We start from the raw sequence: 22090 nt of genomic DNA on the forward strand, positions 1-22090 counted from the left end.
ATGGATTCACTGCGCGTTGCCGTCCTCCAGATGGTCTCCGGGGATGACCTTGACCACAACCTGACCCAGGCCGAGGCGCTGCTGCGTCAGGCCGCGGCCGAGGGGGCAGAACTGGCCCTGCTGCCCGAATACTTCTACCTGATGCCGGTTGATGAGCGGGCGCGGGTGGCCCTGGCCGCCCCCGCTGGCGATCACCCCCTGCTGGCCTGGGTACAGAGGCTGGCCCGGGAGCTCGGCGTCTGGATCCTGGCCGGCACATTGCCGCTTGCCAGCCACGAGCCCGGCAAGATGCACAACAGCAGCCTGCTCATCGACCCGCAAGGGCAGCTCGCAAGCCGCTACGACAAGCTGCACCTGTTTGGCTTTTGCACCGGGCAGGAGCAGTATGACGAGGCCGCGACCATGACCCCGGGCCGGGAGGTGGTGAGCCATCCCCTGCCCTGGGGCGTGCTGCGCCTCGGGATCTGCTACGACCTGCGCTTCCCGGAGCTGTTTCGCCTGGGGCCCGCCCCCGATTTCATCGCCCTGCCCGCGGCCTTCACCCACACCACCGGGCTCGCGCACTGGGCGCTGCTGCTGCGGGCCCGGGCGGTGGAAAACCTGGCCTTCGTGTTTGCCAGTGCCCAGGGGGGACACCACCCCGGTGGGCGGCGCACCTTCGGCCACAGCATGATCATCGATCCCTGGGGCCGGATACTGGCCCAGGTAGAGGAGGGTCAGGGCCTGGCCATCGCCACCCTGGATCTGGCAGCACAGCGCACGGTGCGCAACCAGTTGCCGGCCCTAACCCATCGCAAGATAGCCGTCGGCCCTTGAGGCCGGCACCCTTTAGCACGCTAGGAATGACACCACACTTCAAGGGACTGACCATGAAACTCAACACACTGATGATGCTGATGGCCCTGGCCACCGCCGGCCAGGCCGCCGCCAAACCCCTGGTGATCGCCACCGATGCCACCTATCCCCCCTTCGAAATGGTCGACAGCAGCGGCAAGCTCGGCGGCTTCGAGGTCGATCTGGCCTATGCCCTGTGCGCGGCCATGAAGACCGAGTGCGAGGTGATCAACCAGCCCTGGGATGCCCTGCTGCCCGGCCTGCAGGTGCGCAAGTACGACGCCATCATGTCCTCCATGAACATCACGGACGAGCGGCGCCAGAAAGTGGACTTCAGCCAGGTCTACTACATGATGCAGAACCGCTTCGTGGGGCGCAGCGACAAGGCCGCCGACTTTGCAGACGATCCGGCCCACTTCAAGGGCAAGGTGATCGCGGTGCAGGAGGGCACCCCCCAGGACAACTTCGTCACCGCCCGCTATGGCGAGGTGGCCAAGATCAAGCGCTACGTCAACGCCCAGTCCCCCATGCTGGATCTGCAGTCCGGCCGCGCCGACTACACCTTCGGCAACATGGTGCAGTTGAAGGTGGGCTTCCTCGACAAGGAGATGGGCAAGCAGTTCGCCTTCGTCGGTCCCCAGTTCAACGGCACCCAGGACAAGATCCTGGGAGAAGGGGTGGCGGTGGCCCTTCGCAAGCACGATGACAAGCTCAAGGCCCGCTTCGATGCCGCCATCGAGAGCGTCAAGACAGACGGCACCTTCAACACCCTGCTCAAGAAGTACCAGCTCGAAGATCTGCTCTGATCCCGGCATGCCGGCCCCCTGGACAGTTGCAAGGGGCCACGGCAACAGGGCGGCCATTGGCCGCCCTGTGTCGTTTTCCCGGCCTCTCGCCGTTATTGGGCCAGGCCCAGGTGCCCGGCAATCTCCTGATACAGGGTCTGGTAGTTGTCGTCGAAGTGGTGGGAGCCCGGCAGGGTCACCGTCGTCACGTTCGGCTGCTGCAAGCGCGGACAGAGTTTGACCGGGGAGTCGTCCTCCGCTCCCTGCACGCAGAGCAGCGGCAGAGTCTGGATCCGTGTCACCTCCGGCAGGGTGGGATAGCGGCCCCCCTTGTCGTGCACCACCATGTCGCTGACATGGATCTCGAAATCCGACGCCGTCGAGGGGGAGAGCATCACGGCCCCCGCCAGGCTGTCGCGATAGGCTGGCGGCAGACGATTGATGACGAAGGGCACTATCTCGGCACCAAAGGAGAAACCCACCAGCAACCAGCGCTGGCGCCCCCAACGGGACTGGTACTCGGTGAGGATGCGCACCAGATCCGCCGTCGCCTGCTCCGGCGTCTTCTTCTTCCAGTAATAGGAAAGCGAGCTCCAACCCACCACCGGCATGCCGTGGGCCTGCAACTGGGCGCTGAGCCCCTTGTCCAGCGCCGCCCAGCCGCCATCCCCGCTCATGAAGACCACCATGGGGGAAGACGAGGCTTGCGCCACCGGCAACTCCACCAGCCCCAGATCCGCGCCGACCCGCCCCGGCTGGGCGGCCACTGCCGGCAAGGTGAACGAAGAGACGAAACAGCAAATCAACAGCAACAACATGGCTCTCATGGGCCAACTCCTATTTCTTCATGAGCCCGAAGGGGCCGCGACTGATGAGGGAGACGAGGTGAGTCAGGGTGCGGGGCAGCACCAGATGACCGGTACAGAGCAGGTAGCGGGGCTCCCACCTTGGGCCGAACTTCTCCTTGTAACGCCGCAATCCCTGGAAGTTGTAGAAACGGCTGCCTCGGGTGAACAGGGTGTTGCCAAGGCGGGCCCAGTAACCGCCGAGGGGGTTGTCGTTGAAGCCTGACATGGGGGCCATCCCCAGGTTGAAGCTGGCATACCCCTCCTGCTTGCCCCACAGCAGGAGCTCGACAAACAGGAAATCCATGACAGGCGCCGCCCCTGTGTCCAGGCTGTAGCGCATCAGATCGATGGAGAGGCTCTCCTTGTTGTCGCTGGTCCAGAGGTTGGCAAACCCGACGATCTGCCCCTCCCGCCGCACCAGCGCCATCGGGTTGAGGGTGAGGTAGGCAGGATCGAAACTGCCCACGGAGAAGCCCTTCTCCCTGCCCTGCTTGCTGTGCAGCCAGCTGTCGGAGATCCCCTTCAACTCGGGCAGCAGGGGGGCAATCTCACCGGGGGCCACCACCTCGAAGCGCAGCCCTTCCCGCTTGCCCTTGGCGTGGCTCTGGCGCAGGTTGCGCAGGCGACTGCCGGCGAGATCGAAGCTCGGCAGATCCACGATGGCCTCCTCCCCCAGTTTGAAGGGGATGAGCCCGAGATCCAGATAGACAGGCAGATATCGGGCCGACACCTGGTAGAAGACCGGGCTGACGTCGTGCTCGTCACAGCGCTCGCGAAACTGCCAGAGCAGCTCCTCCACGAGGGAGGGCTGGCCGACGGGATCCCCCATCACTATCCAGCTGCTGCCCTCGGCCCCGTACATGAGGAAGGCCTCGCCGCTTGGGTGGAACAGCAGGGACTTGTCCCCGAGCTGGGCCAGGTAGCCGTGGCCTCCCCCTGCCCGCATCACCAGCCCATGGGCACGGGAGAGCGCCTCGGCATCCGGCTTGCCGACGGCCAGGCGCAAGGGAGCCAGCAGATGGGCCACCCCGACCACCGCCAGCACCCCGATGACGCTCCCCATGGCGCGCAGGGCACGGGAGGCGGCCCCGGGCCCGTGGGCCGAGACGTGCAGCCAGAGGGAGGGGTCGTACTCCACATGGCGGTAGGAGAAGAGCAGCAACCACAAGGCCCCCAGCAGCACGGCCCCCACCGACATCAGCCAGGAAGGGGTGAAGCGGGCGTGAAGCAGGGAACCCTTGCGATAAAAGAGGGGGCGGCAGGGGGTGATGATGAGCAAGAAGCCCCCGAGCAGCAGGGCCGACTCCCAGTCAAACCCCTTGAACAGGGAGAACAGCATGCCAAGCCCCAGCAGCCACTGGGTGATCCTGAATGCCCCGTCATGACGGCGGTAGAGGCTGTGGGCCAGCAACAGCAGCAACACGCCGCTGACGCTGCCGAGCACATGGGAGAGCTCCAGCAGGTGCAGGGGCAGCACCTGCAGGAAGGCTTCGATGCGCCCCTTCATGGTCGGGATCATCCCGGAGCAGAGCAGCAGGGTGCCCGCCGCGAAGGTGCCCATGCTCACCAGGGCGGGCACAAACTCCCGGGTCGCCATCATCACTCCCTGCAACCGGTGTAGGCGGGCCCGCTGTTGCAGCAGCTCCTGACCTGCGAACAGCAGCAGGGCACAGAGGAAGGGCAGGAAGTAGTAGGTGCAGCGGTAGATAAGCAGGGAGGCGAGCAGCTTGTCCACCGGCAGATAGTAGGTGAGCAGCAGGCTCATGCTCGCCTCGAAGACCCCGATGCCCCCCGGCACATGGGCCAGCACCCCGAGCAGGCTGGAGAGCACGAAGGCACTGAGCAGTACCGGATAGGGCACGCTGCCCGATGGCAGCAGCACATAGAGCACGGCGGCGGCGGCCATCCAGTCGAGCAGGGCGATAAGCAGTTGCAGCAGGCGGTATCTGATGCGCGGCAGCAACAGCGGGTGTCCGCGCCAGACCAGGGCTGCCCCCGGCCACACCAGATATGCCAGCACCGTCAGCAGGGCCAGGCCCCCCGCCAGTTGCAACAACCCGGTCGCCCAGCGGGGCCAGTCCACCAGCAGGGCCGCCCCCTGCCCCAGCAGCAGGGCACTGCCCCCCCAGCCCAGCAGACCAAGGAAGAAGGTGATGGAGCAAAAGAGGATCACCCTGGCCACCTCCCCGGTGCCAAGCCCCAGGGAGGAGTAGAGCCGGTAGCGTACCGAGGAGCCGGTGAGCAACGCAAAGCCCAGGGTGTTGGAGAAGGTGTAGGCGATGAAGGAGGTCATCCCCACCTGCTGCCAGGGCAATCGCTTGTCCAGCACCTTCAGGGCCAGCAGATCGTAGCAGCAGAGGCAACCATAGCTGAGCAGGGTGAGCAGCAGGGCCCCCCCCAACTGCGGCAAGGGTTGTGACCAGATGGCCTGGCGGATGTCGTGCCAGTGCCACAGGTGGGTCAAATGATAGAGGACGGTCAAGGCCGCCCCCAGCAGCAGCAGGCTGCACAGGGGGCCTATCCAGATCAACAGCTGACGCCGCATTCAAGATTCCTGTCAAAAAGCGTGGAGAAAGAGAGCCTCCGAAAGCGGGCGGACAAGGCGCCCTCCCGGAGTGACTCCCCCACAGGCGGCGCGTGACGCCGCACGTTCACGGGGGCAATCCTATGATTTACCAGGCCCTGCCCGCTCGCCACTTTTCTTCTGTAACCTTATGTACAGGCAGACAAAACATCCCCGTCCGGGATAGAGGCAGGAGACGCCATGACACCCTCCCCCCTGATAAGACGCTTCCCCCAAAACGCCCAGGGGCGCGATCTGGCCGTCGGCGACATCCACGGCCACTTCGCCCTGTTGCAGCAGGCCCTCGACACCCTGGATTTTGATCCCGCCCGGGACCGTCTCTTCAGCGTCGGGGATCTGGCGGATCGCGGGCCCGAGTGCAGCGAGGTGATCCACTGGCTGGCCAGACCCTGGTTTCACCCGGTCTGCGGCAATCACGACGACTACGTCTGCCGTTACGAGAGCTGCGATCGGGAGAACTGGATCCGAAACGGCGGCGGCTGGTTTCAGCAGCTGACCCCTGCCGAGCAGGCGGCGTTCGCCGTCCACTACCGCAGCCTGCCCCTGGCCATCGAGGTGGCCACCACGGCCGGCCCCGTCGGGCTGCTTCACGCCGATTGCCCCTTCTCCTCCTGGCAGGGGCTGCTGGACCAACTCGATGCCGGGGTGAGCGGCGGACGGCTTCGGGCCATCAAGAACGTCTGCCTCTGGTCAAGGCGCCGTATCGAACGGCTGGACGAGGACGGGGTCGCGGATCTCGCCGCCCTGGTGGTGGGCCACACTCCGGTGAGGGTGCCGGTGCGCCTTGGCAACGTCCACTACATCGACACCGGCGGCTGGTATCCCGAGGAGGGCGGCTACTTCACCCTGCTGGACCTCAATACCCTGACCCCTCACTTTCCCCTGCCCTGAGCCGGACCGATGGGATGACCAGGCTCACGGACAACGCCCACTGCCCATTAAAGCGCCAGGCGAACGCCCCGGACTTCGCTCTGCCAGCGCGATGGTTTACCATGCAGGCAATTGCGGTGCATGGCACCCCCACCCAGGCGCCAGGCGCCGCCGTCATCGGATACTCCTTTCGAGCAACATGAGCACATCAGCGCACCCGGCCAGCGGGCCCACCTTCTACTTCCACGTTTTGCAATATCTCTTTTTTAATGCTTTGATTTGCATGGGCTTATGGCTTTAATGCCGGTAGTGTTGGTACACAATTGGGACATGGTGAAATTTGAGGGCATTGCTACAGATAGCAACGCTGTTCGTGTGAGTAACTGAAGGGTCAGGACTTCATCCGCTTTGGCCGCAAAAAAAACCAGTAAAGCCAGTCCGCTGTTTCATATGTGAAACACATCATGCAGAAGTTCGTGACCATAAACTGCAGAAGTTCAATTTGTAGTTATATTTCAATACATTGCGGCAAAATTTAAACGAAACCAAACGAGTCCACAAAGCTCATCTATGTAGAAAGCACCAATCAACAGCCCATAGACCAACCGCATTCGGTCATCCCGGCCCAGCAATACACCGAGCAATATCTCGCCGCTTGCCGGGTCGACCCCATGCCAAAAACACCAAATGGCGCTTCCGCCACATCCTGCCTAGCTAGTTCTTACGCTTAGCTGCGAGAGATGGGCGAGACCTGTGGGAAACGCCCGATGGCGCGATTGATGCGGCATGATGGTTTACATTCACACACAGGCTACCACCACCATCCCATGACTGATGGATCGATAGGTTTGTTGCTGCTTGCGCAGTTCGATAATCCCTGTTGGCGCTGGTCATCGATGGCATGAGGGCAAGAAGAGTGACCGAGCAAGCCATCAGGTCCCTCCTTACGATATCGAGTGAGCCACTTGTCAGCTGCTCGGGTAGTGACCCGGCAGCGTGAGCCGCCTCTTCAACACGCAGGCCCTGTTCAAGGATGCGCCGGACAAGAAGCTGTCGACCAAGGACGGTTAAGCGGGCATTTTTATGGTTGTTCACTCGCACATCTCCGGCGATTAGTTTGGTTGGCGCCTCCAATTCCCCTGGAATGCCCCGAGTAAACAACCTACAGAGAGAGCACAGCTAGGGAGACCAAATTACTCCCCTATATACAGAACCCCCGATGTACCACATCGGAGGCTCTTAGTGATTAGAAGATGCTCAGAGCATATGAACGGAGGCGGTGTTGGTGGTACCGCTCGGTACAAGGGCACCGGAGACCATGACAACCACATCACCCTTCACGCCCATGCCGATTTCCAGCGCGGCTTCTTTGCCGATGCGATAGAAGTCGTCGGTGGAGGCGATGGAGTCAACCACGTGAGCAACCACACCCTTGGTCAGCACCAGCTGGGCAGCGGTCTTCTTGTTGGTGGTGATGGCCAGGATCCAGGCTTTCGGGAAGTACTTGCGAATGGCCTTGGCAGACTTGCCGCCTTCGGTGGCAACCACGATCAGCGGGGCGTCCAGCTTCTCGGAGGTCTCGACCGCGCCTTTGCAGACCGCTTCGGTGATGCGCAGCTTGTTGCTGTCGTTGGCAGCAGACAGGTTGGACGGCATCACGGCATCGGTACGCTCGCAGATGGTGGCCATGATGGTCACGGCTTCCAGCGGGTACTTGCCCTTGGCGGACTCGCCGGACAGCATGACTGCGTCGGTACCGTCCAGGATGGCGTTGGCCACGTCGCCAGCTTCGGCGCGGGTCGGACGCGGGTTCTTGATCATGGAGTCCAGCATCTGGGTGGCGGTGATGACCACTTTGCGGGCTTTGTTGCACTTCTCGATGATCATCTTCTGGGCGAAGATCACTTCTTCTACCGGGATCTCGACACCCATGTCGCCACGGGCAACCATGATGCCGTCGGAGACAGCCAGGATCTCGTCGAAGTTGTCCAGGCCTTCCTGGTTTTCGATCTTGGAGATGATCTGGATGTTCTCGCCGCCGTGGGCTTTCAGGTGCTCACGGATTTCCAGCACGTCTTCTTTCTTACGAATGAAGGAGGCAGCAACGAAATCAACGCCTTGCTCGCAACCGAAGATGAGGTCGCGCTTATCTTTCTCGGCCAGGGCCGGCAGCTTGATGGAGACGCCCGGCAGGTTGATGCCCTTGTTCTCGCCCAGGTCACCGTTGTTGAGCACTTTACAGATCACTTCGCGCTCGGTGATTTCGATGACGTCCAGGCCAATCAGGCCGTCGTCAACCAGGATGCGGTTGCCGACGCGCAGGTCGCTGGCAAAGCCGGCATAGGTGACGGCGACTTTGTCTTTGTTGCCCACCACGGTCTGGTCGGTGGTGAAGGTGAAGGTCTGGCCGGCGACCAGGGAGACGTCGTTGCCGCCTTCGAGCTTGATGGTGCGGATTTCCGGACCCTTGGTGTCCAGCAGGATGGCTGCGTGCTTGCCGGTTTCGGCCATGACAGCGCGCAGGTTGCTGATGCGACCACCGTGTTCGGCGTAGTCGCCGTGGGAGAAGTTCAGGCGCATGACGTTCATGCCGGCATCCAGCATCTTGCCCAGCATTTCTTTGGATTCGGTCTTGGGACCGATGGTGCAGACGATTTTGGTCTTTTTCATGTCAGTCTTCATGGTGCTATTGTCATCTCTTTAACGTGAAATAGTCAGCGGGTACGGGCAAAGGCGGCCAGCGCCGGCAATCCTCTGCCCTCCCGATCAAACAGAGCCTGGTTTTCCCAGCCATTACCGAGGGGTTCGTCTATCCCGAGAAACGCCATACCGGCGTGACTGGCCCAACTGTCGCCAGGGACCCGGATCCAGCCCGGCTCCCAGTAGACAAACCCGAGTCCGAGCCGATCTGGCACCTCTGCGATTGCAGCACGTAGGGCATCGAGAAACGCCAGTTGCCCCTCGGGCGTCGCTGCAAACCCACCGCGCCCGGCCTCCTGCTCACCGAAAGCATTACGGACCCCATCCTGGTTGACGGTGTCGTGACCATAGGCGGTCTCGACCACCAACAGCGGACGCCGGATCTGGGTGGCCAGACTGTTCATGGTGCGCGAGAGGTCACCCAGGGATCCGTGCCAGTAGGGGTAGAATGAGAGTCCCACCAAGTCGAACGGCACATCGCGCGCTTGCATCGCCTTGAACCAGCGCAGGCACTGGGCCTCATCGCCCCCTTCGGCCAGATGCAACATCAAGCGAGGGCGGATCCCCCCCTCGCTGCCGGATCGGATCCCAGCAATGGCCGCCTTGAGCAGGAGGGCCAGGCGATCGAACTCGGCTTCTTCCCGCCGGTGCAATCGCCCCTGTGGCCACAGCATGCCATTATTGAGTTCATTGCCGACCTGCACCATCTGCGGTGGCACCCCAGCCTCACGCAGGCGACGCATCACGGTTGCACTGTAATCATGCAGCACCGCTGCCAGGTCGGCGTCCGATTTGCCCAGCCAGGCGCGTGGCGTGTGTTGCTTGCCCGGGTCGGCCCAGAAGTCGCTGTAGTGAACATCGAGCAGCCAGGGCAAGTTGAGAGCACGGCTGCGCTGTGCCAGTGCAATCACCCTTTCCAGATCGTTGCTGCCACCGCCAAAGGGCTCCCCCTTGGCCGAGTAAGGGTCTACCCACAGCCGCAAGCGCACTAGGTTGAGGCCACGCTCACGCATCAGAGTCAGCAGATCCCCCTGCCGCGTTCCGTCCTGATAGTGCACACCTAGGCGCTCGAGTTCAGCCAGTGTAGATACATCCGCCCCGCGGATGGGCAGGTTGAGAGGTGCTTGGGCAGCCCCGGCGCTGAGGGCTCCCAGCATGACCAGCAGTGGCCAGCTCAGCGGGGGACGCATTCTAGTGCTGCTCCGGCTCGTGCAGCTCGAACCACTGACCGAGCTCGCGACGCAGGTTGTCCGAGCGCTTGCCGAAGATGGCCTGTACCTCGTCGCCGATGATGATGACGCCGATGGCGCCGAGATGCTGCAGAGCCTCGCTGTCGACCGACTGCAGGGCATTGACCCTGACCCGCAGCCGGGTCAGGCAGGCGTCAAAGCCCACTATGTTGTCGCGCCCACCAAAGGCAGCGATGAGCGCGGTAATGGCCGCCTCGTCCAGCCCGGAGAGCGGCGCCTCGGCCGATTTCTCCCCCTTGTGGCCGAGGGCGGCAGCGAACAGCCGCTTGAAATCCTGCATCTTGACCATTTGAACCTCCTAAACGTGAAAAAAGAGGGCGGAGCCACTGGCTCCGCCCCGCGATTAACGGGCGCGACGCAGCACCCGGCAGCCAAATGGCGGCAGCACCAGCGAGTCACTCAGCGCCTCACCACTCACCATGTCACTGTGACCACCCGGCAGCGTGACCAGACGCTCGGCGTTGGCGAAGTTTTGTACGAACACGAACACCTGTTCACCGTCGGTGCGACACTGGGCGGTGACCCCCTCCGGCAAGGCTGGCAAAGCACGCGGCAGGGCCAGGGTCTCGATGAGATGGCCAAAGAAGTCGCGTTGGAACGCCAGATCATTTCGCGAGGCGACATAATAGGCGCGACCTGTCCCGTGCTCGTTGACCGTCACCGCCGGACGTCCGGCATAAAAGTCACCGTCATAGCTGGCCAGGGCCCTCGCGCCTTCCAGGTGGATGAGATCGCAAAGGTGAGTGACTTCGTAAGGGCCGCAGAGTCCGGCTTCGTTGCCAGCAAGACCCGAGACGGCGTTACGTTCCTCGTCATAGAGACCGTCTATCTCCTCTGCCCAGATCCCAAGGACCGGGCGCAGCGGCCCTGGGAATCCCCCCAGGTGACAGAGATCGGTCTCGTTGACGATGCCGCTCCAGTAAGTGGTAACAAACTGCCCACCTCGTTTGACAAAGGCGTCAACCCGTTCGGCAAAGCCATCGCGCACCATGTAGAGCATGGGGGCGATAACCAGGTCATAGCCATCGAGCGTGCAGTCGGCATTGATGACATCCACCGCCACCCCTGCCTCCCAGAAGGGGCGGTAGTGCTCGGCCACCGTCTTCTCATAGAAGAGACCGGCATTGCGCGGGCCCTGGGCGTTATCCATGGCCCAACGACTCTCCCAGTCGAAGATGATGGCCACTTTCGCCTCAATACGGCTACCCGCAACCTCAGGCAACTTGGCCAGTATCTCGCCAAGTGCTTGCACCTCTCTGCCCACCCTGGTGTCGATGTGACCGACGTGATCGACCACGGCACCGTGGAACTTCTCGACCGAACCGCGGCTCTTGCGCCACTGGAAGTACTGCACCGAGTCGGAGCCGTGAGCCACCGCCTGCAAGGAGGAGAGGATGTGCATCCCCGGCTTCTTGAGCTTGCTGATGGGCTGCCAGTTGGTCAGGCTCGGTGTCGATTCCATCAGGAAGAAGGGCTTACCTCCCTTGAGGGTTCGCATCAGGTCGTGATACATGGCGGTATAAGCCGCAAGGGTCGAGTCATCGCCACTGTTGTGCCACAGGGGGTAACTGTCCCAGGAGATGAAATCGATCACCTTGGCCAACTGCCAGTAGTCATAGTCGTAGAAGTACTCCATGAAGTTGGTGGTGGTCGGCAGGCTCGGGTTGACCGCCTTCAAGGGTTTGATCTCCTCGCCACAGAAATCGCTTACCTGGGCTGTATTGAAACGCTTCCAGTCGAGGTTGAGGCCGTGGATCGAGCTTTCCCCGATGGGGGACGGGGATTCGATCTGTGACCAGTCGGTGTAGGTGTGGCTCCAGAAGCTGCTCCACCAGGCGTGGTTGAGCGCTTCTATGCTGCCATAGCGGGCCTTGAGCCAGTCACGGAAGCGCCCCTGGCATAGCTCGCAGTGGCACTCGCCCCCGTACTCGTTGGAGATGTGCCAGGCGATGACACCGGGGTGACGAGCGTAGCGTTCGGCAAGTGCGCCGTTGATGGCACGCACCTTGTCACGATAGACAGGCGAGCTCATGCAGTGATTATGACGACCACCGTGCAGTGCCTTCACACGTTCCTTGCTGACCCGCAGCACCTCGGGATAACGCTGGGAAAGCCAAGCCGGGCGAGCACCACTTGGTGTGGCGAGGAAAACTGACACACCGTTTTCGTGCAAACGATCGAGCACCGTATCGAGCCAGCCGAATTCATAGCGCCCCTCTTGTGGCTCCAGGGAAGACCAACTGAAGATGCCGACCGACATAACGTTGCAGCGGGTCTGCTTCATCATCTCGAGATCGCGCTCGAACACCTGGGGATCATCCAGCCACTGATCCGGGTTGTAATCAGCACCATGCAGCAGAGCGGGCACCCGTTCACTGAGCGGGGGAAACTTGAACATCACACATCTCCTAAAACGAGGGGGCGCCGGCCATGGCCGGTCGCCCTATCGGTTGAAACCGGGTCAGTTGAATACCTTGATCGAGGGGAGCACATGGCCGGAGCAGTCAAACAGCGCCTGGTTCTCCCGGGCATTGCCTTCTTTCCAGTCGTCGTTGTTGTACTTCATCCCAGCCTTGGTGGCCCAAGTGGCACCAGGGGTTGGCAGCCACGCTGGCTCCCAGTAGAAGACTCCCTTGCCACGCCCGTCCGGTACCGCCACCACGCTCTTGATCAGATCGCGCAGGAAGTCGGCCTGCCCCTGTACGCTGGCCGGGTAACCACCGTCGCTCGCCTCCTTGGCAGTGAAGTTGTTCTCGGCGTTGTCGCAGTTCTCCGTGGTGTAGCCGTAGGCGGCCTCGACCACGATCACATCCTTGCCATAGCGCTTGCTGATGTCATCCATGTTGGCCTTGAGGGCACTGATGGGGCCATTCCAGTAGGTGTAGAAGGAGAGTCCGATGATATCGAAGGGCACCTCGCGCTTGGCGACTTCATCAAACCACCAGACGAAGGTGTCGTTTTTGGTGCCCTCAGCCAGATGCAGCATCACCTTGATATCTTTGCCGTGCTCTTTCACAGCACGTACACCAGCCTTGAGCAGTGTGGCCAGGCGATCAAACTCCCCACCGTTTTGCCCCCAGCTCTTGCCCTCTGGCCACAGCATGCCACCGTTGATCTCGTTGCCGACCTGCACCATGTCAGGCATCACACCGGCCTTTGCCAGGGCATCCATGCTTTCCTTGGTATGGGCGTAAACGGCATCCGCCAACTGCTCGACTGACATCGTACGCCACGCCTTGGGCTTGTTCTGGCGGCCCGGATCCGTCCAGAAATCGCTGTAGTGGAAATCGAGCAGGAACTTCATACCAAGGGCCTTGGCACGCTTGGCAAGCGCTATCGTTGCAGCCAGATCGTTGTTACCACCGCCGTAAGGCTTGCCGTCAGCATCCTTGGGGTCTACCCACAGGCGCAGGCGAATGTAGTTAAAGCCGTTCTCCTTGAGGATTGCCATGGCGTCCTGTTGCTTGCCACTGGCATCAAAGAACTTGCCACCAAATTTCTCTACTTCGGCCAACATGGAGACATCAGCCCCCTTGATGAACTCCTGCGGTACCACAACTGGTTGCACCACCACATTTTCGGCAGCCACGGCGGGGGCATGCATACCCAACATGCCGGTGGCGAGCAGTGCCGCCATCACCAGCGTCTTCTTGATTTTCATGTCGAACGTCCTGTTTAACGGATTAACCTTTGGTCCCACCTGCGGTAAGACCGGAAACGAAGTACTTCTGCAAGGAGAGGTACAAGATGGCCACCGGCACCGCGATGAGCACAGCTCCCGCCGCATAGGTGGTGTAGCTGGCCCCCATCTTCTGGGCGACCAGGTTGTAGAGACCAATGGGCAGGGTGAACTGATCCGGGGTGCGCAATATGGTGCTGGCCAGGATGAAGTCGCCAAGCGGGCCGGTGAAGGAGAACAGTGCAACCACCGCAATGATGGGCTTGGAGAGCGGCATGATGATCTCGATGAAGATGCGGAAGTTGCCCGCCCCGTCCATGCGCGCCGACTCGTCAAGATCCTTGGGGATGGCATCGAGGTAACCCTTCATCAGATAGGTGTTCATCGGGATCATGCCGCCCACATAGACCAGCACCAGCGCCAGGTGGCTGTTGACCAGACCCAGCATCTGGGCCAGCACGAAGATGGCGATGAGGGCCGAGAACTGGGGCACCATCTGCAACAACAGGAACAACATCAGGCCATTTTGCCGCCCACGGAAACGAAAACGCGAGAAGGCATAGGCAGTGAAGCTGACGCTGATGAGGGTCAACACCATGGTCAGGAAGCTGATCTTCATCGAGTTCCAGTACCAGGCGGCATAATCGATGCGACCGTCAAACAGCTCCTGATAATGAATAAAGGAGAAGTTTTCCGGGATGATCGAGGTGTTGAGCAGGCTGCTGCCCGGATTGAGAGAGGCTCCAACCGTCCAGATCAGGGGATAGATGATGATCACCGCAACCATAGCCAGCAGCAAATAGCTTAGGGTCAGGCGGATGGCATTACTCTTTTTCAGACTGTGTTTGGCACTCATGGCTGGATCTCCTTACACCATGTCGTCTTGCTTGAACGAATTGGTCGCACGGAACTGCCACAGGGCAATGCCGACCACGAAGATGGAGAGCAGAATGGTGATGCTCGCTGCAATCGCATACTGGGATGACGACATGGTCAGCTTGTAGATCCAGGAGACCAGGATGTCGGTGCCGCCGGCATTGGAACCAGCCACCGCAGGTCCACCGTTGTTGAACAGGTAAATAATGTTGAAGTTGTTGAAGTTGAAGGTGTACTGGGTGATGAGGATCGGAGCGATCGAATACAGCACCAGGGGCAGCGTAATGGTGGTCAGCTTGTGCCATGTGCTGGCACCGTCGATGGTGGCCGCCTCGTAGAGATCATCCGGGATAGCCTGCAACACCCCAGTGGTCATGGCGAAGACGAACGGGAAGCCAAGCCAAGTCTGCATCAGGATGAGGGCCGTCTTGGTCCAGAAGGGATCTGTCATCCATGCCTTGGGGTCGATACCCAGAGAAGCCAGAATACCGTTGTTGATGACGCCAAAGGTCTCGTTGAACATGCCGGCGAACACCAGAATGGTGACAAAACCGGGCACTGCCCACGGCAGGATCAGGATGGTGCGGATGAGCGGCTTGAAGCGCAGATCCTTCTGATTGACCAGGATCGCCAGCAGCACCCCGACCGAGCATTGCAACGTGGTGGCGATCAGCGTCCAGATCACGGTCCACTGCAGCACGTCGAGCAAGGTCGAACGCCACAGATCGAGCTTGAAGATGTTGATGAAGTTCTTCATCCCCACCCAGTCCACCAGCTTGGCCGGCGGCGTGTGGTAGAGATCGTAGTTGGTGAAGGCGATGGAGAAACCAAAAATGATGGGGAACACCACCACGAACACCAGCAGGATGAAGCCCGGGGTGATCATCAGATACGGGAACCCTTCGCTCAGCAGCAACTGGTATTGCTTGCGCACACTGGTCAGCGCTACGCCACGATCCCGGCGATCGCCGTTAATATAGGCGTCGCGGACGCTCCAGTAGTAGATGGCGCAACCAAAGATGGCCACCAGTACGCTGATAACCCCCTTGGCCAGGAGGAAGACGGAGTTGTCACGGGGCAACTCGGTGCCGAGGGTAAACAGCCCCCAGAACCCTTGAGATAGAAAATCATGGAATACGCCGAAGAAGCAGGCCATGACGGTGAAAAACAGGGTGCCCTTGACCCATTGCCGGTTATACCACTGACCGAGTCCCGGGATCAGCGAGAGCAGGGCGGCCACCTTGGCATGATGGGTTCTTGTACCGATCTGGGTAAGCGATCCGGAATCGACAACCACAATGTACCTCCTTTCCATTAAGAGCCCGGGCGGCCACGAATGCCGCCCGGCCCGAATTGGGCCTGCGCCCAACTTGTGTTATTGCTGCGCGTGGTTGACTTCGATCTGCATGTTGATGTTCTTGACTGCACCTTCCAGTGCCGCCTTCACATCCTGCTTGCCAGTCACGCCAAGCTGCAGTGCACTGTTGGCAGGGGTCCACACCTCTTGCATCTCGGGCACGCTCGGCATCGGAGTGGCGAAACCGGCCTGAATGGCCACGGCACGGGATTTCTCGTCATCCTTGATGAGCGGATCGTCAATCAGCGCCTTGAGCGGCGGGATCTCACCGGTCTTCTCGAAGCGGACTTTGGCGTACTCAGGCTGGTTGATGAACTCGATGAACTGCTGCGCCAACTCTTTCTGCTTGGAATAGGTAGAGATGCTGTACCCTTTCACGCCGAGGAAGGAGCGCATATGCTCGCCATTGGGCAATGTCGGCAGCGGTGCGACACCGTAGTTCACCCCCGCATCCTTGTAGGGCTGGAACGACCATGGTCCAGTAATGACGGCAGCAGCCTTCTTCTCGGTGAACAGGGAATCGATGGCGTTGGCACCGGTCTCACCCACGATACCGGCCGGGAAAAGTCCTTCACTGTAGAAACGCTTGAGGAAACTCACTGCATCGACCGAGCCCTGGTTGGCCAAGCCCACATCCTTGACGTTGAGCGAACCGTTGGGGTTCTGGCCGAAGATATAACCCCCCATGGCTGCGACTACACCGTAGGAGTAATAAATCTCGTCAAACTTGGCGAGCAGGCCGTATTTGTTCTCCCCGCGCAGGGTCTGTGAAGCCTTGATCAGCTCGTCAAAGCTCTCGGGAGCCTTGGGTAACAGGTCCTTGTTGTAAACCATGACGATGGTCTCCACCGCCTTGGGCAGGCCATAGAGCTTGCCTTCATAAGTCTGGGCATCCACCGCAGGTTTGGTGAAACCAGCCAGATAGTCGGCCCCCGGCTTGATCTCGCTGATCAGCCCCTGCACCACGGCGGTGCCCACCTGATCATGGGGCAGTACCAGCACATCCGGACCGATACCGGCCGGTCCATCCAGGCGCAGCTTCTCTATTTGCTGGGCATAGGGCGTTTCGAGGATTTTCACCTTGACGTTGTGCTTGGCTTCAAATGCCTTGACCGCTTCTTCGATGCCATTGGATTTCTTGATGTCTTCCCACACCAGCAGCTCGCCATCGGCGGCACGGGCAACCTGCCCCAGCCCCATCACGCCCAAAGACAGCAGCATTGAAACGGTCAATTTATTGATTTTCATATGATTTCCTTGTCCCTAACTCAGGTAAAAGCAGGTCTTCTCAGACCACGTAGGTAAAGTGAGTGTTACGATTCCATCCAGTCGGTGTAACTTCTGAAGCTTGTTACCAATTCGGGTGTAAAACAAAGCACAACCACATTACACGCCGGACTGGTCTGGCCTCTATGACACAACCCCACTACCACCTAATACAATGAAAAATAAATGGTTTAATCCTATACATCAGATCCGGAGCAATACGCTCTATCACTTGATTTTTGCTTGGCACAGCTCTTCGAGTGCACTGAAACAGCAAAAAAGGTAACGATTACACCGAATGGCTCTACGGTAAGCGGTGCTTGCTCTACCTGCCAGTAGCACATATCAAGGCTGTGATCTCATGCACAAAAGAAACAGCATTTTGTGCAACCGCTTACACCAGCCTGATATAGTCCCGCTAAAGCCACAGAGTGAAACGGTGTGAAACGCCTTCTCCCTCCCAGGGCAAAAAAAGCCGCAGCAGGGGCATGACCGCCCCCAGAATTTGCAGCTAAGGCATTTATTATCAAGGAGTTAAAGCTCATGGCGAGTATCAGACTGAACAATGTGATCAAGCGTTTTGGCAGCAATGTGACCCTACATAATGTGAATCTGGATGTGGAAGATGGTGAGTTCACCGTCTTTGTCGGTCCTTCCGGTTGTGGTAAATCCACTCTGCTGCGCATGATCGCCGGTCTGGAAGAGATTTCGGACGGCCACATTGCGATTGATGAGCAGGTGGTCAACGATGTAGCCCCGGCTCATCGCGGGGTGGCCATGGTGTTCCAGTCCTATGCCCTGTACCCCCACATGACGGTGGCCGAAAATATGGGCTATGGCCTGCGGGTCAATGGTGTGGCGAAAGAGGAGATTGCACATCAGGTCAGCATGGTGGCCAAAACACTGCAACTTTCCCACTTGCTCGACCGTAAACCCAAGCAACTTTCCGGCGGACAGCGTCAGCGTGTAGCCATCGGCCGAGCTATCGTGCGTAACCCCAAGGTTTTCCTGTTTGACGAGCCCCTCTCCAACCTCGATGCAGAACTCCGTGTCGAGATGCGTCTGCACATCGCCAAGCTGCATCAGGAACTCAAAACCACCATGATCTACGTGACCCACGATCAGGTGGAGGCCATGACCCTGGCCGACAAGATAGTCGTGATGAACTATGGCAAGGTGGAACAAGTCGGCTCTCCAATGGAGCTCTACTACAAACCCTGCAACCGCTTTGTAGCTGGCTTTATCGGGTCACCCAAAATGAACTTCCTGCCAGCAAATGTATTGGAATGGACTCCGGAACAGATAAGAGTCAGGGTTGCCGGCCAACAGGACCTCACCCTGCCTATTCCCACAGAGAAGCTCGAACCGGGCAGCGAGATCTCCCTTGGGCTTCGCCCCGAGCATGTCGTCCCTGGAGTTGAAGGCATCCACCTCACGTTTACTTGCGAAGTAGTGGAACGTCTTGGCAACAGCACCTACCTGTTCGGTCAGTGCTGCGGCACCGACGGCTTCAAGCTGCTGCTGGCAGGGGATGGGGAGTTTCATCCGTACCAGAAAATGGATGTCTTCTTTGCCCCGCAAAATTGCCTTGTGTTCAATGCCGAAGGGCTCAGGATCAGCCGCTGAACGCGGCTACTGCATGCCCCGATCCATTTTGCCCCCGCCAGTCGGGGGCTTTTTTTTATCCCCGGGCGCGGGACACAAAATGAGAGCGGGCTCGCAACCCTGGACAAATCCCGTACAAGGGTGCCGAGAAAGAGTGTAAAAGATTCACAAAACAATGAAAACGTTACACTAAAAATCAGAATCAGGTGCCCTCCCTTATCGCGGCCTTATCTTTTAACGAGGTAAAGCACTGATAAAATATGACTTATCACTTGTGTCATCAGGCTGGGTTGACTCAAAACCATATGTAATCGATACCATGAACTTGCGCGCTCGTCACCTTTCCATCATCCAGCGCCTGGCGCTGGGCTTTGCCGTCATCCTGTTGCTGCTGCTGCTCTCGGTGGCCCTCTCTCTCTACGCCGGCCAACGGCTGGCCGACCAGGTGGGGCTGCTCGCCAGCTATACCGCGCCGACCCTGGTGCAGAGCCGCGCCGTGACCCGCGATCTCTTCACCCTCGACCGACATCTGGGCAACGCATTGTTGCAGACCGGAGAGGAGGAGCTGGGCGCCGCCCGCGAGCAGATGCAGCAATGGCAGGCCCGTTTCGACCAGGATCTGGCCACCTTGGCTCGACAGATAGCGGGGGAGCCGCAACAGAGTGCGCGCGTCGAGAGCCTGCGCGAGCAACAGGCCGCCTACTGGCAACTGGCCCAGCAACTGGTCGATGACTATGCCCACAACCGCCTCGAACAGAGCAAGCTGGCGGCCGACACCCGCCTTGGCGAAACGGCGCGCCAGCTTGCCAGCGCCCTCGATGTGCTGCTCGCCCCTCTGGGCAGCCATCCCGCCGTGCTGCTCAAGAGCCGCCTGCTGGCAAACCTGGAACAGCAGGTCAGCGCCACACAGGAGATCCTCAAGCAGCAGGATCCGGCCCCCGTTGCCGCACGTCTGGCTGCCAATGCACGCGCCAGCGAACAGGCGGCGGCACTGCGCCAGGAGCTGGCACGCCAGCTCGCCGGCCAGGAGGATGCCTTCGGCGTGCCCCTGAGCCTGGAACGCGGCACGGGTGCCAGGTTCGATACCCTCGCCACCCTGCTGGCCGGCCCCGAGAGCCTGCCGGCACGCCACCTGACGCTGGTCGAACAGAGCATCATGTTGCGCAACCAGAGTGTGCAGGCCAGCCGCCTTATCGACAGCCTGCTAGGCGATCTGAGCGAGCTTGACGCCGCGATCGACGCTCAGCTTCGCCACAGCACCGCCGGCAGCGGCGCCATCCTGCTCTGGCTGCGCCTCGGGCTGTGCGCCGGCCTGTTGCTCTCCCTCGGTCTCGGCGCCCTGGTGCTGTGGCACCTGGTGCGCGCCATCCGCCAGCCACTGCACCACATCCTCACCACCCTCAAGGCCCTGAGTCAGGGAGACATGCGCCAACGCGTGCCGCTACTGCGCAACGACGAGTTCGGCCAGCTTGCGACCGGCATCAACGCCCTGGCCGACGAGATGAGCGGCATGCTCGGTCAGATAGTTCAGACCGCCGATGCCCTCGGCCGCATGGCCGGCCAGAACCAGCACGCCCAGCATTACGCCCAACTTGCCATCGGCGAGCAGCGCAACGAAACCACAGGGGTCTGCAGCGCCATGGAAGAGATGGACTACTCGGTGCGCGAGGTCGCCGGCAGCATAGGCCAGACCGAGCAGACCCTCGGCAACATAGCCGCGGCGGCCCACGCCGCCAGCCTGCGTGGGGCGGCGACCGGTCAACGGCTGCAGCAACTGGCTGACGAGTTGGCGGAGTCGCGCCGCAGCGTGGAACAGGTGCAGACATTGAGCGTCAGCATCGGTGACATCCTCGCCCTGATCGAGCGCATCACGGAGCAGACCAATCTGCTGGCCCTCAACGCCGCCATCGAGGCGGCCCGCGCCGGCGAACAGGGGCGTGGCTTTGCCGTGGTGGCCGACGAGGTGCGTCAGTTGGCGCACCACACAGCAGACTCCACCACCCGCATCCAGGGGATCATCGACGATCTGCAGCAAAGCACCCGCGGTGCGGTCGCCACCATGCTGCGCTGCCACGACGCCATGGCCCAGAGTCGCACCGACAGCGACGCGGGTTGCGCCACCCTAGCCGAGCTATCCCAGGCGCTGCAGCAGGTGGCCGAGCAGAGCAGCCGTATCGCCAGCGCGACCCTGCAGCAACAGCAGACCAGCGCCGAGATCGCCCGCAACATTACCAACATCGCCCGGATTGCCGACGACAACCAGGGCGCCCTGGCCAAGGTGGCACAGACCAGCGACCAGTTGCAGCAGCTATCGCAGCAGCAACTGTCGCTGACCCGCCGCTTCACCCTGCAGAGCGCCTGATCACACACCACAGAGAGGACCATCCATGTTCAAGAAGACACTGTTGCTGACTACCCTGATCGCCTGCCTCCAGCCCGCGCTGGCCAACGAGGAGGATCCCCTTGCCCGCCCGCTGTTCCTGCGCGGCGAGATGAACAACTGGGAGGCCCCGGCAGACCAGCAACTGGTTACCCAGCAAGGGGACTTGCTGTCGGTCCAGGTGGCCTTGCAGGCCAGTCACGGCGCCTACAAGTTCAAGATTGCCGATGAGAAGTGGAAGGCCGACACCACCTATGGCCAGTTCGACCCCGCCGCCAAGGTCGAGTCGGACAAGCCGGTGGTAGTCAAGGCCGGCTGGCAGTGGAGCGACATGAAGTTCACCCCGCCCAGCGACGGCCAGTATCGCATCACCCTGGATCGCCGCGATCCCCAACACATCCAGGTCACCGTCTCCCCCGCCGGGTGATCCCAGGGCCGCCGCAAGGCGGCCCCAGCCTCCGCCGGGATGGCGCCGCACAGCGACGCCATCCCGGCGCGGGACTGCCTCCCTGTCGCCACCCTACACACATCCAGACAGGAGATAACAACAATGAAGAGACATCTGCTTACCACCCTGCTGCTTGGCGGCGCCCTGCTGTTTCATGGTCAGGGAGAGGCCATGGTCAAGGGAGCTGACGTCAGCTGGCTGACCCAGATGGAGAAAGCCGGGTACAAGTTCTATAACGACGCAGGCCAGCAGCAAGATCTGTTCAAGACCCTGAAAGAGCACGGTATGAACACCATCCGGCTCAGGGTATGGGTCAATCCTGCCGATGGCTGGAACAACATCAATGACGTCATCGCCAAGGCCAAGCGGGCCAAGGCGGCCGGTTTCGATCTGCTGATTGACTTCCACTACAGCGACAGCTGGGCTGATCCTGGCAAGCAAACCAAACCTGCAGCCTGGCAGAGCTACACCTTTGATCAGCTCATGTACAGGATCTTTAGCTACAACCAATTGAAATAGATAGAAAAAAGGCTTCGTTTGTGATCTGATTTAATCGCAAAAAAAAACCGACACGCCCGAAGCCATGACTATTATCAATGCAACCCAGT

17 protein-coding genes and 1 pseudogene are annotated in these 22090 nt (G+C 60.6%); 7 read left to right on the plus strand and 11 right to left on the minus strand.

The window, feature by feature from the left end:
• Positions 1–816: a carbon-nitrogen hydrolase family protein gene (locus tag HKD46_RS01720; RefSeq protein ID WP_171864821.1), complete on the plus strand. Its 816-nt coding sequence runs from the start codon at positions 1–3 to the stop codon at positions 814–816.
• A gap of 53 nt (positions 817–869) precedes the next feature.
• Positions 870–1640: an ABC transporter substrate-binding protein gene (locus tag HKD46_RS01725; RefSeq protein WP_171864822.1), complete on the plus strand. Its 771-nt coding sequence runs from the start codon at positions 870–872 to the stop codon at positions 1638–1640.
• A gap of 92 nt (positions 1641–1732) precedes the next feature.
• Here the strand turns inward: HKD46_RS01725 and HKD46_RS01730 are convergent, their stop codons facing one another.
• Positions 1733–2446: an AcvB/VirJ family lysyl-phosphatidylglycerol hydrolase gene (locus tag HKD46_RS01730; RefSeq protein ID WP_171864823.1), complete on the minus strand. Its 714-nt coding sequence runs from the start codon at positions 2444–2446 to the stop codon at positions 1733–1735.
• Between the two features lie 10 nt (positions 2447–2456).
• Positions 2457–5012, minus strand: a complete 2556-nt coding sequence (mprF, locus tag HKD46_RS01735) for a bifunctional lysylphosphatidylglycerol flippase/synthetase MprF (RefSeq protein ID WP_171864824.1) — start codon at positions 5010–5012, stop codon at positions 2457–2459.
• A 219-nt stretch (positions 5013–5231) separates the two neighbouring features.
• Here mprF and HKD46_RS01740 point away from each other — a divergent pair, with 219 nt between their 5' ends.
• On the plus strand, positions 5232–5942 hold the full coding sequence (locus HKD46_RS01740) for a metallophosphoesterase (protein WP_171864825.1): 711 nt from the start codon (positions 5232–5234) through the stop codon (positions 5940–5942).
• An 800-nt stretch (positions 5943–6742) separates the two neighbouring features.
• Here HKD46_RS01740 and HKD46_RS01745 read toward each other — a convergent pair.
• The 9 genes and pseudogenes from HKD46_RS01745 to HKD46_RS01785 all read right to left on the minus strand — a co-directional run.
• A pseudogene (locus tag HKD46_RS01745) lies at positions 6743–7016 on the minus strand (leucine zipper domain-containing protein); the annotation flags it as partial.
• 162 nt (positions 7017–7178) lie between these two features.
• A complete protein-coding gene (pykF, locus tag HKD46_RS01750) occupies positions 7179–8591 on the minus strand; it encodes a pyruvate kinase PykF (protein ID WP_041215309.1) in 1413 nt (470 codons plus the stop codon).
• Positions 8592–8635: 44 nt separating this feature from the next.
• Positions 8636–9811 (minus strand): glycosyl hydrolase 53 family protein, encoded by a 1176-nt coding sequence (locus HKD46_RS01755; protein WP_171864826.1) that lies wholly within the window; start codon positions 9809–9811, stop codon positions 8636–8638.
• A gap of 1 nt (position 9812) precedes the next feature.
• Entirely contained in the window at positions 9813–10160 is a 348-nt protein-coding gene (locus tag HKD46_RS01760; RefSeq protein ID WP_171864827.1) for a glucose PTS transporter subunit EIIB, read from the minus strand.
• A gap of 54 nt (positions 10161–10214) precedes the next feature.
• Positions 10215–12269 (minus strand): beta-galactosidase, encoded by a 2055-nt coding sequence (locus tag HKD46_RS01765; protein WP_171864828.1) that lies wholly within the window; start codon positions 12267–12269, stop codon positions 10215–10217.
• Positions 12270–12332: 63 nt separating this feature from the next.
• Positions 12333–13532: an arabinogalactan endo-beta-1,4-galactanase gene (locus tag HKD46_RS01770; RefSeq protein ID WP_041212960.1), complete on the minus strand. Its 1200-nt coding sequence runs from the start codon at positions 13530–13532 to the stop codon at positions 12333–12335.
• Between the two features lie 22 nt (positions 13533–13554).
• Entirely contained in the window at positions 13555–14406 is an 852-nt protein-coding gene (locus HKD46_RS01775; RefSeq protein WP_041212959.1) for a sugar ABC transporter permease, read from the minus strand.
• 12 nt (positions 14407–14418) lie between these two features.
• On the minus strand, positions 14419–15723 hold the full coding sequence (locus tag HKD46_RS01780) for a carbohydrate ABC transporter permease (protein ID WP_171864829.1): 1305 nt from the start codon (positions 15721–15723) through the stop codon (positions 14419–14421).
• Positions 15724–15801: 78 nt separating this feature from the next.
• Positions 15802–17031 carry an extracellular solute-binding protein gene (locus tag HKD46_RS01785; protein ID WP_171864830.1) on the minus strand — a complete coding sequence of 410 codons (1230 nt, stop codon included), beginning with the start codon at positions 17029–17031 and terminating at the stop codon, positions 15802–15804.
• A 561-nt stretch (positions 17032–17592) separates the two neighbouring features.
• On the opposite strand from HKD46_RS01785, the gene HKD46_RS01790 reads away from it, so the two are divergent.
• From HKD46_RS01790 to HKD46_RS01805, 4 genes are all read left to right on the plus strand, one after another.
• Entirely contained in the window at positions 17593–18675 is a 1083-nt protein-coding gene (locus tag HKD46_RS01790) for an ABC transporter ATP-binding protein (RefSeq protein ID WP_171864831.1), read from the plus strand.
• A 298-nt stretch (positions 18676–18973) separates the two neighbouring features.
• A complete protein-coding gene (locus HKD46_RS01795) occupies positions 18974–21016 on the plus strand; it encodes a methyl-accepting chemotaxis protein (RefSeq protein ID WP_171864832.1) in 2043 nt (680 codons plus the stop codon).
• A gap of 25 nt (positions 21017–21041) precedes the next feature.
• The gene (locus HKD46_RS01800) at positions 21042–21461 is read left to right on the plus strand and encodes a hypothetical protein (RefSeq protein ID WP_041212954.1); all 420 of its coding nucleotides are present in this window, start codon (positions 21042–21044) and stop codon (positions 21459–21461) included.
• A gap of 123 nt (positions 21462–21584) precedes the next feature.
• Entirely contained in the window at positions 21585–22001 is a 417-nt protein-coding gene (locus tag HKD46_RS01805; RefSeq protein ID WP_171864833.1) for a glycosyl hydrolase 53 family protein, read from the plus strand.
• The last annotated feature ends 89 nt before the right edge of the window (positions 22002–22090 follow it).

Source organism: Aeromonas sp. TW 6, from assembly GCF_013168745.1.
GTDB classification, from domain to species: domain Bacteria; phylum Pseudomonadota; class Gammaproteobacteria; order Enterobacterales; family Aeromonadaceae; genus Aeromonas; species Aeromonas caviae.